The sequence below is a fragment of the Pradoshia sp. Z5_111 genome, from assembly GCF_058267535.1.
Genome location: NZ_JBZCPQ010000001.1, coordinates 696,162 through 712,500, shown reverse-complemented (window position 1 = coordinate 712,500; position 16,339 = coordinate 696,162). Strand labels below are relative to the sequence as shown.

Below are 16,339 nucleotides of genomic sequence, written 5' to 3'. Positions count from 1 at the left end.
GCAGCCATTCTCAAAATCTCCTTCTGATATCGGACTATTCAATCAAAGAATTTGCAGATAGAATTGAGATGTCAATTGAACAAGTATTGTTTTATTCCATAAATACGATGAGAAAATAGTAGCGTTTAATGGGGAGAAGGGGATAGGCAGTTGAATGAGCGCCTATTGTCCACCGGAATTATGGACATTTCAATATTTGAAATACTTTTAACTAATACAGAGCAACGAAGGATTTGTAGGATTATAAATAATAGGGGATGCAGTAGGAAAATAAGGATAAGAAGAGCAGGGGATTCAAAGAATAAAAAAGGATTTCAGAATAATTGCTATTCTGAAATCCTTTATACGCCAATCTAATATATTTAAGTTTATAAGATTGATTTATCTGTGTCCATTGGCAATGTGTTATGTGTTTCAAGTGGAGCTGGTTTTAACATTGGTTTTGCGCCTTCTGCAGGTGGAACCACAGCCTCATAACGGAATTCACCTTGTCCATCCGGAGCTTCACCGCTTGCCCAGCTTCCCATGCTGCTTTCTTCGCCTTCAGAGAAATTATATAAAGAGTAAGCGATATCTAAGCGTTCTTTTTCACGTGGGAATGTGCTTGGAACAAGTAATCCTTCTTGTTCTTCTAATTCAGCGATTGCTTTCGCCCAAAGATTTTGGTGATAAGAATCACGTGCAATAAGAACGGCAAGCATATCTTTAATTCCTGGGTCATCTGTCATTTCATAAATACGTACTGCTGCTAATCGACCTTGTGATTCAGCGTTCAGGTTAGAGCGGAAGTCAGCCAATAAGTTGCCGCTTGCTGTTACATAGCTTCCCATCCAAGGGTTACCAACACTGTCCTGTGGACGAGGACCTAATCCGGAAACAATAGCATGTTGTGGATTCATACCGCTTAGTACAGCAGCGATTGCTGGGTCAGCCATTGCTTTTTCCTGATCTTTAAGTGGTGCGTCATCAAGAAGACGTGCGACCATAGTTGCTAACATTTCAACGTGACCAATTTCTTCAGTACCGATATCAAGTAAAAGGTCTTTATATTTTTCGTTGCCGCGTACGCTCCAGCCTTGGAACAAATATTGCATCATAACGGACATTTCACCATATTGTCCACCAATCAGTTCTTGAATTTTCTTTGCCATCAATGGATCTGGTCTAGTTGGTTTAGCTTCAAATTGAAGTTCTTTTTTATGGAAAAACATATTCATACCTCCGTATATAATAGTATTTTTTGAGCGATTGCTCGTACAATCTATTACATACCCAGCGTTTTTAGGAAGAAACATAGAAATTATATAAAATTAGGTAATAGAGGTGTGAAATGCTATGGGAATATTGACTTAGAAAGTAAGAAATAAATTTTATTTTCAAGTGTATTTTTACATGTTTTTTTCTTGGTTGTCGAAAATTTATGGTCTATACATAAAAAATGTCATAATAAGAAAAGCACCCAGAATACATGTATTTTGGGTGCCTTTGTTCGATAGGCGATAGCGCTAAATTAATTTTCTCATTTTCCGATTGGCGTTAATTGTTCATTAGGCTGTTGCTTGGTTATTGATTCCATCTTCTTTAATTCTTCTCGAAGTAATCGTCTGACTTCCCTGCGTCTGTGTACTTTTTTTCCCATTAAGTAAAGACCTCCTTAAAGTAGTGGAAATGCAACAAACCAATCTGACCCTTAACAAAAATAGGCAGTTGAACCACAAACCCTGATTAGATTAAAGAAATATCTAGATTGAATGATATGAGGAAACTATACAATATATTCATTACTTCTTTAATACAGTCAGATTGTTATCTTTAGTTATATCAGAAATTAATAATTCTGACAATTCAAAATAATTTTGATTAATAAGGGAAAACAGTAGAGAAAACGCCAAAATCTTTAATATATTTACGCAATACCCCCTTTTTACTGCAAATCTCTTCATTTTTCTTCAAAATCATGGTTGGAAATAATGCATCACTCATACTAAATTTGTATCCTTCGATTAGTAATTATCAGTCAATTTAGTTGAAGGTTTCCATCTGTTTGTTATAATAATATATGGAAAATGATTGTTAGATTAGGAAATTGTGTATTACTTAACTGGGGTGAATAAACTATGTTAGAAGGATGGTTTTTATGGTTCATCCTATTTTGGGTTGTCTTTATGATTGGTTTTATGGCTATCGGTGGATTTTTTATGTTTCGGAAGTTCTTAAAAAAACTGCCGAAAGAAGATGGAAAATCAGATATGGACTGGGAAGTGGAATTTGTTAATCAGACAAGGCATCTATGGAATCAAGAAGAAAAAGATTTTTTAGAAGAACTAGTAAGCCCGGTTCCTGAATTATTTCGAGATGTAGCGAGGCATAAAATTGCCGGGAGAATCGGTGAACTTGCTCTTAAAGAAAAGGCTAATAAGATAACGATTGATCTCATTATTAAAGGGTATATTCTGGCAACACCAAAACGCGATCACAAATTTCTTCGAAAAAAATTAGAAATCGAAAAAATAGATGTCAGTCCGTATGAAAAATATTTCTCTGTTTGACCTCTTCTTTTTATGAAGAGGTTTTTTTTATGGGAGAGCGTTTGATTGAAAATAGGACCTTAAGATAGGTCCTTGTTTGACAAATTAATTGTTGTTATCTTTTATAGAATCAAAAAAGCTATTTACGTCTTTTACGTATTGATGGAAAAACTCTGGGATCTCTTTATCGTCTAAACCATAAAAGCTATTCATTGCAACCCCTCTGATATACCATTCCTGAGAATCTAGTCCTCTTTTAAAGCAGTTCCAAATTTGATTTCCCAATAATTCATGTCCGGCAGTCATGGATTTTAAATTATCCCATTTATCAGCAACAATAAGAGCCTTTACTTCAAGAGGCGCTTCTTTAACAAGCTCAAGAGTATGTTGCTTACGTTCTTCCCATGTTTTTGTTTTGTCCTCTGTATGAGCAGAAACATAATGTGCGACTTTAGATCCAAACTCCTTTTCAATCTGTTCAATCGTTGTATCTGTGTCCTCCACAGTATCGTGCAATAATGCCGCAATCACCAATTCTTCACAAAAACCAGCCTCTTCAAGAGTTTTAGCCACCTGCAAAGGATGTATAATATAAGGTTCATTTGACAGCTTACGTACTTGTCCGGAATGTGCATGTGTTGCAAATTGTACTGCTTTTTCCTTTAATGTCATTCATTTTAGCCACCTTATCTATATTTACTAAAATTTTACTATCTTATTATAAATAAATAATTCTGTGCATCAAGAATATATAAAATATACATATAATTATGGGTATTATATCATATTTAGCTTTGAGGCAGGTCTTATGCGTTTTATTTATAAATATGTATAATATATATTACACAGAAAGCTAAAATTATATATAATCATACTGTGGATTATTAGAAAGATTTAAAAGGGGTCATAAACCATGGAACTTATCAAGGAAATTTATGATGATGCGTCAGAACAGTATACGGATCAAGCATACCGTATTAGAAAGGCATCCAGAGCTGTAGTCATTAACGACCGTGATGAGATTGCTCTCTTGTTCGTTACAAATGGAAACTATCATAAATTGCCTGGTGGAGGCATTAAAAGCAGTGAAACTATTTATGATGCATTAAAAAGAGAGGTAGAAGAGGAAGTAGGAACCTTAATAGAAGATATTAAGGAACTGGGACTTACTATTGAATACCGTAATAATGAAGAACTTCTTCAAATATCTTATGGATATATTGCAAAAACTACAGGTGAACTTAAAGACCCAATGTATACAGATGAAGAGATTAACGACGGATTTGTATTAAGGTGGGTACCAATCAAAATAGCGATTGAAATATTGAAGCAAGACATACCCTCTAATTATGCAGGACAATTTATTCAACAAAGAGATCTGGAATTTTTATTAAAAGCTGATGAACTGATATAAAATAATAAAAGTCACCATTTTAAATGCTGCACTCCAATTGTTATACACTTAATTGACAATTGGAGTGCTTTTTTAGGTCTAGTTAAAATAGTTTTCTAAGTCAGCTATAGAATAGGCATCTGATACACCTTTTCTGGAATATAAATAATGAATTAAATTTTTATCATCCTTGTACAAATCAGCCAGTCCATAATAAATATTTTTTAAATAGGGAAGGGATGGAGAGGTTATAACCTTTTCAGAGATATTTCGACTATCGGTAAAGGTGAAAATCGGATAACCTTCAGCCTCGCCCAAGTAGAGAATATTACCATACCAAGAATCGTTAAAGGAATAGGTATGAACACTTTTGGCCAATTCAAGATTTATCTCCATCTTATAATTGTTATTCTCCTGCTGTACAATTTGTTTGAACTGTTCACTTGTAATTAGGTATTTCTTGCCGTATGTTCGCGTATTCGTATCTTTATCAGTATTGATAAAAGCGACACCGCCATCCCAGCGACCTGAATATTCTGCAAAGTACATCTCATAGGGAAGTGAAATTGGGGCTACTTTTGCTGGATAGGCAGGATTCGTACACCCACGTTCATTTTTTGTAGAACCCTCAGGTGTCCCTCCGCTTAAATAACAATGAAAGCGGCTCTCTAGTAAATTGGATCCGTAACTTGCGTACCAAACATAATCCATTGTTGTATAATTCCTCCTAATTAATAATCTATATAGATATACGTACCACAAAAGGGGATAATTACACATGAACCTAGGGTAGGTTAACTAGGCGGAAAACTGAGTAACCATCCATTTTAACCAATCAGGGAGAGAATAGGGCAAGTCATTAATAGGCTGTTTATGTATAGTTTATGGCTTTTATATAACATAGGATTGCTTATCCATTTGCCTGTACATTGATGTGTAGTTAACTTCTGAAAAAATGGTGATGGTAAGTTCAAAAGTATACCGAGATTTATAGTTTTACTAATATTTATAGCTGTTATTTTATGTTATGATTTATTAAAGATTGATTAGGATATATTTACCAAAGGGGAGGATATAGTATGAGAAAGTATATTTTTGCTGCATAGCAAAGGCTATGTGATAATGAATAATATAGCTTTTGCTCTTTCTAATAAAACTAAATAAATTATTAGGAGTGCGAAAATGAGCTATTCAAATGCTATTGATCTTTTACCATCTGAACTATTGAAGGAATATGTCGATGGTGAATACATCTATATCCCAAGGGAAGAAAGTAATAAAAAATCTGGGGAACTAACACAGGTACAAGAACAGAATTGGATTTAAGGATTAAAAAATATATAGCGATTATCTAGCTGGTGTTGATATGAATATATTAAGTTCTAACTATTATTTATCTGTAAAGAGTATTCAAAGAGTAGTGTTAAATGAAAAAAAGAATAATAGATAAAAGTAAGCCAATGCGTTTTCGTTATCGCATTGGCTTATTTTTATTTATGAATAAAGTATAAGGTTTTTCTTACAGCTTTTGTAATTTAAATTAAATAAATCAAAGGCTAAGACTATTTTACTGGGTAACTTTATTATACGGTCTTATGAAGCAGTTTGCGGATGAGATGTCATATAACTTTTTGGCTGAGTAAAAAAGATACAAAAGAGTAGATAGAGAGGGAGGTATAAGATGACGAAATATCAATTAATTAGTGACTACAAATGTATTGAAGCATATAGAGAAAGCTTCAATGATTTGGCTAAAAAGGTATTCGGTATAGATTTTAAAAAATGGTATGAAAAAGGTTGCTGGAATGATAATTATATTTGTTATTCATACGTTTATGGAGAGCAAGTAATTGCTAATGCCTCTATCAGCAAAATGACAGTTGTATGTAATGGTAAAGATTATAAAGCTATTCAAGTTGGTACCGTTATGACACATCCTGATTATCGAAATCAAGGATTATCTAAGAAATTGATGGACCATATCATTGAAAAATATGAAAATGAAACGGACTTTATCTACCATTTGCCAATGAAACCGTTTTGGATTTTTATCCAAAGTTTGGATTTGAAAAAGTACAGGAAAGCAGCTTTTCTTTAAACGTTGCAGATATAAAAAACAACAAGTACAAACGAATACTTTACGTCAATTAGATACAGAAAATACGAGTGATTTAAAAATGATGAAAGAATTCGCTAAGGGACGAATACCCATTTCTTCAAAATTGGGTGTCAAAAATAACGAGCACCTATTAATGTTTTATTTTCTCCTGGTATTTAATGACGCGATTTTCTATATCAAAGAGGAAGACGTAATTGTGATCTTTGAAAAAGTAGATGCCCAACTTCACCTATATGATGTAATCACTATTTCACACCAAACGACAACAAAATCTACAATAAATTCTTAACAAAGAGCAATGATACATTATTTGTCCATCCATTATTTAAAGAAGAATTAAACCCATTTCTCTTTCCCTTAACATCACATTCTTAAAAATAAAATAAGATTGTAAAATTCCCGTTCTTATACTGAATGCCGTTCTGGTTATTGTAAGAGGTATCTTTGGTTAATGATATTTATATTGCTGAAGACCTTTCCTACATACTATCTAAAGCTAAACGGAATTAAAGAGCGAGAGAAAAATAATTCCTCCCGCAGTCTTTTAAGAAAAGATAATGTTGTTACATATCGTGATGAGAATGTTTTTTTTGACGTGTATGCTGCCTGTTTTTCACTTTATGAGAACCGCTTAAGGGTGCAGGTTGGCCAGAGTGGTTTTTATCTTTAGGACCTTTTTGATGGTTAGCGTTTTTATTTGACATATTACATCCCTCCTAAGAATAGTATGAGAGGCAATTAAATGATTATACAGGTATATTATAACGGGTATTTAGAAGCTGATTCACATCATGAATAAGGCGATAAACTTCCGTACATCATAAAAGATATATTGTTAAGGAGGGGTGTACGTGCCTTATCACAAAAATAAAGTTCAAGCCTTTCAATCCGCTCAAAATGGTGTCAGGAAAGCGATTGAAGTCCGTGAAAATCTGGAATTGATGCAGCATGATCCTCAATTTGGCCATGAAGTGGGGCATTTGTGGGAAGAAATTAATGAGGCGTATCAGCAGGTTGAAAATGCTTATGAAGTGGCCAGTGAACATCAAAAGGACCAACTGGACGATTACAGAAATACATTAGACAAAATGGTTACAGATTTAGACAAATATGAAAAATATCGATAAGGTACCGGCCAGCTAATATTACTTTGCTGGCCGGCTTTTATTTTACCAGGAAAATAATTACCAATAAGCAGAACTTATGACAGGTAATAAATTACTTATATTTTACTTTATGGAAAGGTTATATTAATATTAAATTGTGAGAATATTAGGATTGAATGAAAAGTGTTTTACTTTTCTACAATTTATTACTATATTCTGTAATATCTTTTACCTAGAGGGGGTAATTTGATTGGGGAAAAATGATGTGTTCGATTCACGGAGATTTTTTGAAATCGACGGTAAACGCTATCATTACTACAATTTGAATGTATTGGAAGAAGCAGGGGTTGGAGAAGTTTCCAAATTGCCTTATTCCATTAAAGTTTTACTGGAGAGCGTTTTGCGTCAACAGGATGGGAGAGCCATTAAACAGGAACATGTGGAAAACCTTGCTAAATGGGGAACAGAAGATATGTCAATCGATATTGATGTACCTTTTAAACCTTCCCGTGTTATCTTGCAGGATTTCACAGGTGTACCGACCGTAGTCGATTTGGCTTCATTACGTAAAGCTATGGCTGATATCGGAGGAGATCCGGGTAAAATAAACCCTGAAATTCCGGTTGATCTTGTTATCGACCACTCTGTTCAGGTTGATAAATATGGTACTGCTGATGCCTTGCAGATAAATATGGACCTTGAGTTCGAACGAAATGCGGAACGTTATCAGTTTCTAAGCTGGGCACAAAAAGCATTTGATAACTACCGTGCGGTTCCACCAGATACAGGAATTGTTCATCAAGTGAACCTTGAGTATTTGGCGAATGTTGTACATTCAGTAGAAATGCCGGATGGCGATTATATGACTTTCCCAGATTCATTAGTGGGAACTGATTCTCATACAACCATGATCAATGGTCTGGGGGTATTAGGTTGGGGTGTAGGTGGAATAGAAGCGGAAGCAGGAATGCTCGGTCAACCTTCTTATTTCCCAGTACCTGAAGTAATCGGTGTACGGTTTATTAACTCCTTGCCGAACGGGGCAATGGCTACAGATTTAGCGTTGAAAGTTACTGAAATTCTGCGTAAAAGTGGCGTAGTTAATAAATTCGTAGAGTTTTTCGGCCCTGGTATGAGCGCTCTTTCACTTTCAGATCGTGCTACCATTGCAAATATGGCACCGGAATACGGCGCAACTTGCGGTTTCTTCCCAATTGACGAGGAATCTCTCACTTATATGCGTTTGACTGGACGTACAGAAGAGCATATCGCAATTGTTGAGAAATATTGTAAAGAAAACGGTTTGTTCTACTATAAAAACAGTGACGAACCAAGATATACAAAAATTATTGAGATTGACCTTTCAGAAATTGAGGCTAATCTATCCGGTCCAAAACGTCCGCAGGATTTGATTCCTTTATCTAATATGAAATCTGCCTTCAATCAAGCTTTAACAGCTCCGGTTGGAAATGCAGGATTCGGTCTTAGTCAAGACGAAATTAATAAAGAAATCACTGTTCAGCTGAATGATGGCCGTCAGGCGCCGATGAAAACAGGTGATATTGCCATTGCTGCCATTACAAGCTGTACGAATACCTCTAACCCATATGTTATGCTGGGTGCTGGACTAGTTGCTAAGAAGGCTGTGGAATTAGGATTACAGGTTCCACATCACGTAAAAACATCATTAGCTCCGGGATCAAAAGTCGTTACAGGCTATTTGCGTGATTCTGGTCTGGGAACATACCTTGATAAACTTGGTTTCAATGTTGTTGGGTATGGCTGTGCTACATGTATCGGGAACTCCGGTCCATTAATGGAAGAGATTGAAGCAGCTGTTGCTGAATCAGATTTACTTGTTACTTCTGTCTTATCCGGTAACCGTAACTTTGAAGGACGTATTCATCCGTTAGTAAAAGCAAACTATTTGGCATCACCGCCATTGGTTGTCGCATATGCCTTAGCAGGTACAGTGGATATCGATCTTGAGAATGATCCAATTGGAAAAGGTAAAGATGGAAAAGATATTTATTTCAAAGATATCTGGCCATCCAGTGAAGAGGTTAATAAACTTGTACAGGATACCGTAACATCTAATCTCTTCCTTAAAGAGTATGAGCATGTATTCGATGACAATGCAAGATGGAATGAAATCCAAACCAGCAACGAACCTTTATATAATTGGGATTTTGATTCAACTTATATTCAAAACCCACCTTATTTTGTAAATATGGATCCTAATCCTTCGGAAGTAAAACCGCTTGATGGACTGCGTGTTGTAGGATTATTTGGAGACTCAGTTACAACAGACCATATATCTCCGGCTGGATCTATCGGCAAAGATACACCAGCAGGTAAATACTTGCGTGAAAAAGGAGTTGCTATCCGTGACTTTAACTCATACGGTTCTCGTCGTGGAAACCATGAAGTTATGATGCGCGGTACTTTTGCTAATATCCGAATTCGCAATCAGATTGCTCCAGGCACTGAAGGTGGATATACAACATATTGGCCAACAGGTGAAGTGATGTCGATTTATGATGCATGTATGGAATACAAAAAAGATGATACCGGCTTAATTGTATTGGCTGGGAAAGATTATGGAATGGGAAGCTCCCGTGACTGGGCTGCCAAAGGAACTAACTTACTTGGAATTAAAACAGTCATTGCGGAAAGTTTTGAAAGAATTCACCGTTCCAACCTTGTATTAATGGGTGTGCTTCCGCTTCAATTCAAAGAAGGCGAAAGCGCTAAAACTCTTGGTTTAACTGGAAAAGAGAGAATTTTTGTTCCTGTTAATGAAAATGTTAAACCACGTGACATCATCGAGGTAACTGCAGTCGGAGAGGACGGAACAGAGAAGAAATTTGATGTTTTAGTTCGTTTTGATTCTGATGTGGAAATCGATTATTATCGTCATGGCGGTATCTTACCAATGGTCCTACGAGGCAAATTACAAGAAGCATCATCTACTAAGTAACGATAAAAAAACTGACTTCGGTCAGTTTTTTTATTTTTGCTTAAAATGAAAGTGCAAATCTTATCTGGTTGGGATTTGCTGGCTTTCGTAAAATTGGAAATACTGATACAATTTCAGGTGGGGAGTATACTATTTGTGGCTGGGGGGAGTTTAGCGTGAAAAAAATCATCGGGTCACTTTTATTGCTGACACTGATTGGAGTAGCATTTTATCAAGTGTTGAATCAGCCTGATACACCTGTCAAGGCTGATGAGGGCAAAGAAGCAGTCGATTTTACATTAAAAGATCCAGATGGAAAGGAAATTACACTATCTGATTATAAGGGGAAAAAGGTGTTGTTAAACTTTTGGGCAACCTGGTGCAATCCATGTAAAAAAGAGATGCCTGATATGGAAAAAATTAAACAATCTCATCCTGATGTAGTTGTTTTAGCCGTAAATATAGATTCTGATCAAGATATAAAAGGATTTATGAGTAATTTAAAACTTACGTTTCGGACCGTACTGGATGTAGATGGTGAAGTGAATAAAAAATATAAGGTTGTGTCCATTCCAACTTCATTCTTCATTAACGAAGAGGGAGTTATTGATAAAAAGGTAGTAGGGTTAATGGAATATAAACAAATGGAAGAGCATATCGAAAACATGTAAGCAGCCCTTGAGGCTGTTTTTTTATTTTAAAGTCTTATTAGTTATCGTTATTTTCTAAAAATGTTATAAATACAGAAAAAGTAGGCAATGATAATAGAAAATAATGTATGGATGGTGATTGACGATGAAGAAGCGTAAACGGATGTCTTTAGCCGATTTAATTCTGGAAAATAAAAAACAAATTATAATGGATAAACATGCAATGGAAGTACTGGAAGATCGAATCGACAAAAGAATGATGGAACGAGCGGAGTAGTATCCAATATCTGCACCTTATAAGTCGTGCGTAAGTAAGCATGATAAGATAGAAGGGGTGAAGATAAATGGGTAATCCGAAGAAAAATTCTAAGTCATTTGTACCAAATCATATTGGAACTCAACCTAGAGCTGCCGGAGGAAATAAAGGCAAACAGATGCAAGATACATCCGGAAAGCATCCAGACGTGATTCAAACAAAAGGTGAATAACCGAATAATTTAATCTCAAATCTGCTTGAATCCTAATGGAGACAGGCAGATTTTTATATTGGTTTTAGCACAGAAAGGTTCATTCCGCGTTCAATTATGAATTTAAAAAACTATGTTCCAAATCTTCATGGTGTTTTTTTAAAACAAAACCCCAGTAACCAAGAAAAATAAACCGTGAAAATACTTAGAAATGAAACAGCCTACACGACTATAAGACAGAACTTCTGAAGGTGAAGATGTTAAATTCCACTAGTTAACTGGCAAATCCTACATTAAGCTAAAATGATTAATCTGAAACGTGTTGTATGATAGGATGGAGACATCGACTTAAAAAAGGATGAAGCAGTAAATGGAATTATCAATAACCAATTATAAAAATATGATTGACGAGTGGGAGAGAACGCTGACTAAAGAAGGTTCGCTGCCAAAGAAAGCAGAACTACTTGGTGCACTCCAATTTATATGTAAAAACCAAGGGGAGTGGGAAATATCAGCAGACTTAGAAGGAAAGCTGTTATATTTATTAGCCCTGGAAAGAAGTAAGCAAGAACAAGATGATTTATATTATCTTTTATTAGATGAAGCAAACCGATTATTAAATAATCGCTCTGAAATACAACGATTGCTGGAAACCAAGCAGCTCAATCGTTTTAATGACTTATATACTGGCTTTTCTACTCCTACATTACGAGAAACGGATAATAGAACGGCAAAACGTAACACGGTCGGGCAGATTATAAATGAAACAAGTAATTACATGAACCGTACAACTGAAGCATTAAAACAAATCAATCAATTGGCAGAAACCGATTTAATCCATACTGCCAAAAAATCCTTAAATGATATATTTGATGGTATGCAAAAGGTACTCTCTACGGCAAAAGAGTATGAAGAAACATTAAGCGGAAATTTCCATACAGCTATTGTTTATCAGGAGTTAAAATCCTCATTAAATCTTCTGAATAGCCATATTCATCAATTTAACGAGTTTATATCACAGCATGAAGTTGTTGATACAAAGGATCATGCCAGCGCCTTAGCAGAGTTGAGCGAAATGATTGGGCTGAACGAAATAAAAAAACGGGTTAACCAGCTTTATCAATTTTTGAAGTATCAAAAACACCGTGAAAAAATGGGATTCAGTAATACAGGTGATATTAGCCTAAACATGATTTTAACGGGTAATCCTGGAACTGGTAAGACTACCTTGGCCAGATTATTAGGGAAAATCTATTATGAATTAGGCATACTACCAAAGGAAAAAATTGTAGAGGTTGATCGTTCTAAATTGGTTGGGGCTTATGTTGGACAAACAGAAGAAAATGTTCGGAAAGCTGTGGAAGAGGCAGTTGGAGGCGTTCTTTTCATTGACGAGGCATATAGCTTAAAAAGAGAAGGCCAACAAGGAACAGATTACGGGCAGACAGTGATAGATACACTTATATCTCTCATGGATAGTGCAGAGTATTCTGGGAGATTCGCTGTTATACTAGCAGGATATCCTGATGAAATGAGACAGTTTCTGGATAGCAATCCTGGTTTACGCAGTCGTTTCCCGAATTTTAATTATATGGAGTTGCCCGACTATTCATTGGATGAAATGATTGAAATTGCGATTCAAACGGCAGAAAAAAATCACTATTTTATCGCTCCTGATGCGATTCCATCCTTAAAAAAACGAATTGAATATGAGATGGTTGATCAAACTTTCGGTAATGCCCGAACAGTTAAATCCATTGTTATGGATGCAATCTTCCATAAAGGTTCTACAGGTGAAAGGCATGCCAATGAGAGCTTTTTAAATTATCTTCTTCTGCAAGAGGACGACTTTTCTTCTCAGTTTCCTGTATCCACTGGAAATCCCCAGGCAGAACTAAAGAATCTCGTTGGTTTGGATATGATTAAAGAGGAAATTCATAAACTTTCAGCATTTGTAAAGATACAGCAATCAAGGAGACAGGCTGGAGTAAAAACGGTACCTGTCCAGCTTCATGCAGTTTTTACAGGGAACCCCGGAACTGGTAAAACAACGGTCGCAAAGCTTTACTCGGAAATTCTGCGAGATTGTGGACTGCTGAAGAGAGGTCATCTTGTTGTAGCTAGCCGTGCTGATTTTGTAGCTGGTTATGTCGGGCAGACAGCCATTAAAACGAAAAAGAAGGTTCAGGATGCTTTGGGCGGTGTGTTGTTCATTGATGAGGCATACTCATTATTAAGTTCCTCCAATTCAGATTACGGAAAAGAAGTTGTGAATACTTTAGTGGATGAGATGACCAAACATAATGAAAACCTTGTCATCATCTTGGCAGGATATCCTGATGAAATGAAGGCGTTGCTGTCCAGTAATCCAGGATTTTCATCCAGGTTTAAAAAGTTCATGCATTTTCCGGATTATAGCACAGAGGAATTGATGCAAATTATTGTAAATTATGCTCGTAAATATCAATATATATTGGACCAGGGAGCTAAGGATTACTTAGTGGAAAAGTTGAATCTAATAGAGATTGATGGGAATGGACGATTTGCTATTAATTTGGTTGACAATGCGATACAGGTACAGGCGGTTCGATTAATCGAGCAGACTGGCCAGGATATGGCTGCGGTTGATTACTCTACTCTGACAAAGGCTGATTTTCAAAATGTGTTAGAATAGAAAAAGGACTATTATTGTAGAATTGGAGTGTAGATGGAATGTTTGTTTCAAAAAAAGAAATCCAATTATTTTACGCAGATACTGACATGATGGGTGTTATGTATCATGCAAACTATCTTAAATGGTTTGAACTGGGCAGATCAGCCCTTATTGAGGAGTTGGGCTATAAATATACGGATATGGAGGAAGCAGGCTACTATGCACCTGTTTACGATATTCATGTAACCTATAAAACACCATTGCGATATGGAGATCAAGCCTATGTACATACTTGGGTAGAAGAAAACAATGGAATAAAAACACTGTATGGCTATGAGATCCGGAATCAGCATGATCAAATATGCGCAACTGGAACAACTACGCACATCGTAGTAAAAAAAGATAATTTCAGACCAATCCAGTTTAAAAAAGCATTTCCGGAATGGAATGCAAAATACGAAGAAATCAAACGAAAATAGATAAAGAGAATCCCCTGTGTCAGTGATACACAGGGGATTACTATTTTTATTTGCTATAGGAGAACGTGGGCTCAGCCTTCTGTTCATCAAAGGTTATATTGAGATTATTCCCGTCAAAATACCATACATCATCCTCATTAACGAAATAAGTAATACCATCCTTTAATAGGGTAACAGTGGCTTGTTTTCCTTCCTCTTTACTAATCCCCAAAGAAAAACCTGATTGTATAGGGCTATAGCCTCCATAACGGGGAAAGAACCGAAGGCAGTCGCCTTTTTCAAGTTCCAATTCTGCTTTATACCATGCAGCTGATTGCTCATCTATTGTAATTTCCATAGTTGAATCCTCCTGATATGTTTATTAGTAGATAATGGTGAGCTATCTGACTACTGAATAATTACCATTATGACATAGTTTCAGTAAGATAACGATTGGTAACACTCAGTAAACAAAAGGTGTATCAGTAGAATGGTTTAAACTGTTTAAATTCACAACTTTTTATTTGGCGAAAAATGCATCTCTGGTAAAGACCCTGTAGCTGTAAGATTATCAATATAATACTCTATAGCCCTTATCTATCTCTTTTAATCTTTTTCTCTGCTAAACCTCAAAAAGAAAAACTGTTCCAATGCAATTTATGCACATTTGGAACAGCAATTTAGCTTAAATTCTTATTTTTTTGATGGAAGGCCAAGCATAAAATCAGTCAATTTTTCTTTATCGACCTTTTCCTGTCCAAATACATCTTCACTTCCAAATGTATTTATTCTGTAATCACGGTTGTTTTGATTGGTTACATAGGTTGGAGAGAAGCTTACGTCAGTTACTTCGGTCTCAGTTCCCTGAGCTGACCATTCTTTACGAACGCTAATGGTAACCATACCACCAATGTCTTTATAGTTATTTTTTTGTGCGGAAATGAAGTTTCCTAATGAATAGACAACTAATGTTTTCTTCTGATTGGATTCTATCCATTCAATGGGTTGGAGGACATGTGGATGATGGCCAATAATGATATCCGCTCCCGCATCAGACATTAACTGTGCCATTTTTCTTTGTTCATCAGAAGGGTTTCTTTGATATTCCAGTCCCCAATGAGCATTAATGAGTATGAGATCCACTTTATCACGCAAATCCTTGATATCTTGCGAGACTTTTTTACCATCTAAGTAATTGACTAAATAATCTTTTCCATCCGGAATCGGAATCCCATTTGTTCCATAGGTGTAAGAGAGAAAGCCGATGTTAATACCATTTATGTATATGATGCGGTCTTGTTTGGCATCTTCTTCATTCTTATGAATTCCTACGTAGGGCATATCAATTTTATTATAGTACTCGATTGCACGCAGAATACCTTTTTCACCTTTATCAAGGGAATGGTTATTTGCTAAGGTTACGAGGTCTATTCCAACGTCTTTTAATGTGTCCGATATTTCATAAGGTGAATTAAATGTCGGATACCCTGATAAACCCAAGTCACTACCTGCAGCAATAGATTCCTGATTGGCGATCGTAAAATCCGGGTTACTTAACATGTCTTTTACGGGTGCGAACATATCTGAAAAATCATAACCAGAACCAGTATTGGCATCTTCATATACCTTATCATGCAAAAGTATATCTCCGATGGCTCCGATTTCAGCAGTAGAATGGTAGTTACGTTCAGATAATATAACTTCTCTATTATGGGCTAAAGCTACGTTTTTTTCTTCATATTTATTGAAAATCCCCTGAATGTTTAGATATATAATTATACCTATAGCTGCGGTTATGATTATAAATGATAGAAGAGCTGATTTTTTCATCAGTATTCACCTGCTTAAAGTTTTTAATTATGAGTGCATATTAAAAGATATTCCTACATGTATATTGACACTTTTTAGAGTAAAATGCAAAATAAGGTATTTTTATGGTTTCATATGACTGATAATTTTATACTAAATTAAGGATCATTTAAGCCCAATAGGTAATAAGTCGATAG

Annotated in this window: 18 protein-coding genes; 11 read left to right on the top strand and 7 right to left on the bottom strand. The window is 35.7% G+C overall.

Annotated features, from left to right (window positions below):
• Positions 1–368 precede the first annotated feature (368 nt).
• Together AC4D4A_RS03465 and AC4D4A_RS03460 are read right to left on the bottom strand one after the other, a co-directional pair.
• Positions 369–1,211, bottom strand: a complete 843-nt coding sequence (locus AC4D4A_RS03465) for a manganese catalase (RefSeq protein WP_490994596.1) — start codon at positions 1,209–1,211, stop codon at positions 369–371.
• A 649-nt stretch (positions 1,212–1,860) separates the two neighbouring features.
• On the bottom strand, positions 1,861–1,983 hold the full coding sequence (locus AC4D4A_RS03460) for a hypothetical protein (RefSeq protein WP_490994595.1): 123 nt from the start codon (positions 1,981–1,983) through the stop codon (positions 1,861–1,863).
• Between the two features lie 134 nt (positions 1,984–2,117).
• Here AC4D4A_RS03460 and AC4D4A_RS03455 point away from each other — a divergent pair, with 134 nt between their 5' ends.
• Entirely contained in the window at positions 2,118–2,549 is a 432-nt protein-coding gene (locus AC4D4A_RS03455) for a DUF2621 domain-containing protein (protein ID WP_490994594.1), read from the top strand.
• An 84-nt stretch (positions 2,550–2,633) separates the two neighbouring features.
• Here AC4D4A_RS03455 and AC4D4A_RS03450 read toward each other — a convergent pair whose 3' ends face one another.
• Complete coding sequence (locus AC4D4A_RS03450; RefSeq protein WP_490994593.1) at positions 2,634–3,200, bottom strand: HD domain-containing protein; 567 nt, start codon at positions 3,198–3,200, stop codon at positions 2,634–2,636.
• A gap of 241 nt (positions 3,201–3,441) precedes the next feature.
• On the opposite strand from AC4D4A_RS03450, the gene AC4D4A_RS03445 reads away from it, so the two are divergent.
• Positions 3,442–3,942: an NUDIX domain-containing protein gene (locus tag AC4D4A_RS03445; RefSeq protein ID WP_490994592.1), complete on the top strand. Its 501-nt coding sequence runs from the start codon at positions 3,442–3,444 to the stop codon at positions 3,940–3,942.
• A gap of 78 nt (positions 3,943–4,020) precedes the next feature.
• On the opposite strand, the gene AC4D4A_RS03440 is transcribed toward AC4D4A_RS03445, so the two are convergent.
• Entirely contained in the window at positions 4,021–4,632 is a 612-nt protein-coding gene (locus AC4D4A_RS03440) for a hypothetical protein (RefSeq protein ID WP_490994591.1), read from the bottom strand.
• 471 nt (positions 4,633–5,103) lie between these two features.
• Here AC4D4A_RS03440 and AC4D4A_RS03435 point away from each other — a divergent pair, with 471 nt between their 5' ends.
• Together AC4D4A_RS03435 and AC4D4A_RS03430 are read left to right on the top strand one after the other, a co-directional pair.
• Positions 5,104–5,247: a hypothetical protein gene (locus tag AC4D4A_RS03435; protein WP_490994590.1), complete on the top strand. Its 144-nt coding sequence runs from the start codon at positions 5,104–5,106 to the stop codon at positions 5,245–5,247.
• A 355-nt stretch (positions 5,248–5,602) separates the two neighbouring features.
• On the top strand, positions 5,603–6,019 hold the full coding sequence (locus tag AC4D4A_RS03430) for a GNAT family N-acetyltransferase (RefSeq protein WP_490994589.1): 417 nt from the start codon (positions 5,603–5,605) through the stop codon (positions 6,017–6,019).
• 584 nt (positions 6,020–6,603) lie between these two features.
• Here the strand turns inward: AC4D4A_RS03430 and AC4D4A_RS03425 are convergent.
• Complete coding sequence (locus tag AC4D4A_RS03425) at positions 6,604–6,744, bottom strand: small acid-soluble spore protein P (protein ID WP_490994588.1); 141 nt, start codon at positions 6,742–6,744, stop codon at positions 6,604–6,606.
• Between the two features lie 147 nt (positions 6,745–6,891).
• Here AC4D4A_RS03425 and AC4D4A_RS03420 point away from each other — a divergent pair, with 147 nt between their 5' ends.
• From AC4D4A_RS03420 to AC4D4A_RS03390, 7 genes are all read left to right on the top strand, one after another.
• Entirely contained in the window at positions 6,892–7,167 is a 276-nt protein-coding gene (locus tag AC4D4A_RS03420) for a hypothetical protein (RefSeq protein ID WP_490994587.1), read from the top strand.
• A gap of 229 nt (positions 7,168–7,396) precedes the next feature.
• Positions 7,397–10,126: an aconitate hydratase AcnA gene (acnA, locus tag AC4D4A_RS03415; protein ID WP_490994586.1), complete on the top strand. Its 2,730-nt coding sequence runs from the start codon at positions 7,397–7,399 to the stop codon at positions 10,124–10,126.
• A gap of 155 nt (positions 10,127–10,281) precedes the next feature.
• The gene (locus AC4D4A_RS03410; protein WP_490994585.1) at positions 10,282–10,776 is read left to right on the top strand and encodes a TlpA family protein disulfide reductase; all 495 of its coding nucleotides are present in this window, start codon (positions 10,282–10,284) and stop codon (positions 10,774–10,776) included.
• Between the two features lie 124 nt (positions 10,777–10,900).
• On the top strand, positions 10,901–11,032 hold the full coding sequence (locus AC4D4A_RS03405; protein ID WP_077248025.1) for an FbpB family small basic protein: 132 nt from the start codon (positions 10,901–10,903) through the stop codon (positions 11,030–11,032).
• A 67-nt stretch (positions 11,033–11,099) separates the two neighbouring features.
• On the top strand, positions 11,100–11,243 hold the full coding sequence (locus tag AC4D4A_RS03400; RefSeq protein WP_066103946.1) for an acid-soluble spore protein N: 144 nt from the start codon (positions 11,100–11,102) through the stop codon (positions 11,241–11,243).
• 349 nt (positions 11,244–11,592) lie between these two features.
• Positions 11,593–13,896 (top strand): AAA family ATPase, encoded by a 2,304-nt coding sequence (locus AC4D4A_RS03395; RefSeq protein ID WP_490994584.1) that lies wholly within the window; start codon positions 11,593–11,595, stop codon positions 13,894–13,896.
• A gap of 38 nt (positions 13,897–13,934) precedes the next feature.
• The gene (locus AC4D4A_RS03390; protein ID WP_490994583.1) at positions 13,935–14,354 is read left to right on the top strand and encodes an acyl-CoA thioesterase; all 420 of its coding nucleotides are present in this window, start codon (positions 13,935–13,937) and stop codon (positions 14,352–14,354) included.
• A gap of 46 nt (positions 14,355–14,400) precedes the next feature.
• Here AC4D4A_RS03390 and AC4D4A_RS03385 read toward each other — a convergent pair whose 3' ends face one another.
• A complete protein-coding gene (locus tag AC4D4A_RS03385) occupies positions 14,401–14,691 on the bottom strand; it encodes a HesB/YadR/YfhF family protein (RefSeq protein WP_490994582.1) in 291 nt (96 codons plus the stop codon).
• 335 nt (positions 14,692–15,026) lie between these two features.
• On the bottom strand, positions 15,027–16,163 hold the full coding sequence (locus tag AC4D4A_RS03380) for a CapA family protein (RefSeq protein ID WP_490994581.1): 1,137 nt from the start codon (positions 16,161–16,163) through the stop codon (positions 15,027–15,029).
• Positions 16,164–16,339: the final 176 nt, after the last annotated feature.

What these genes read in the sequence shown, in the direction of transcription:
- AC4D4A_RS03465 (WP_490994596.1), bottom strand. Translation starts at nt 1,211, where the DNA reads ATGTTTTTCCATAAAAAAGAACTTCAATTTGAAGCTAAACCAACTAGA.
- AC4D4A_RS03460 (WP_490994595.1), bottom strand. Translation starts at nt 1,983, where the DNA reads ATGAGTGATGCATTATTTCCAACCATGATTTTGAAGAAAAATGAAGAG.
- AC4D4A_RS03455 (WP_490994594.1), top strand. Translation starts at nt 2,118, where the DNA reads ATGTTAGAAGGATGGTTTTTATGGTTCATCCTATTTTGGGTTGTCTTT.
- AC4D4A_RS03450 (WP_490994593.1), bottom strand. Translation starts at nt 3,200, where the DNA reads ATGACATTAAAGGAAAAAGCAGTACAATTTGCAACACATGCACATTCC.
- AC4D4A_RS03445 (WP_490994592.1), top strand. Translation starts at nt 3,442, where the DNA reads ATGGAACTTATCAAGGAAATTTATGATGATGCGTCAGAACAGTATACG.
- AC4D4A_RS03440 (WP_490994591.1), bottom strand. Translation starts at nt 4,632, where the DNA reads ATGGATTATGTTTGGTACGCAAGTTACGGATCCAATTTACTAGAGAGC.
- AC4D4A_RS03435 (WP_490994590.1), top strand. Translation starts at nt 5,104, where the DNA reads ATGAGCTATTCAAATGCTATTGATCTTTTACCATCTGAACTATTGAAG.
- AC4D4A_RS03430 (WP_490994589.1), top strand. Translation starts at nt 5,603, where the DNA reads ATGACGAAATATCAATTAATTAGTGACTACAAATGTATTGAAGCATAT.
- AC4D4A_RS03425 (WP_490994588.1), bottom strand. Translation starts at nt 6,744, where the DNA reads ATGTCAAATAAAAACGCTAACCATCAAAAAGGTCCTAAAGATAAAAAC.
- AC4D4A_RS03405 (WP_077248025.1), top strand. Translation starts at nt 10,901, where the DNA reads ATGAAGAAGCGTAAACGGATGTCTTTAGCCGATTTAATTCTGGAAAAT.
- AC4D4A_RS03400 (WP_066103946.1), top strand. Translation starts at nt 11,100, where the DNA reads ATGGGTAATCCGAAGAAAAATTCTAAGTCATTTGTACCAAATCATATT.
- AC4D4A_RS03395 (WP_490994584.1), top strand. Translation starts at nt 11,593, where the DNA reads ATGGAATTATCAATAACCAATTATAAAAATATGATTGACGAGTGGGAG.
- AC4D4A_RS03390 (WP_490994583.1), top strand. Translation starts at nt 13,935, where the DNA reads ATGTTTGTTTCAAAAAAAGAAATCCAATTATTTTACGCAGATACTGAC.
- AC4D4A_RS03385 (WP_490994582.1), bottom strand. Translation starts at nt 14,691, where the DNA reads ATGGAAATTACAATAGATGAGCAATCAGCTGCATGGTATAAAGCAGAA.
- AC4D4A_RS03380 (WP_490994581.1), bottom strand. Translation starts at nt 16,163, where the DNA reads ATGAAAAAATCAGCTCTTCTATCATTTATAATCATAACCGCAGCTATA.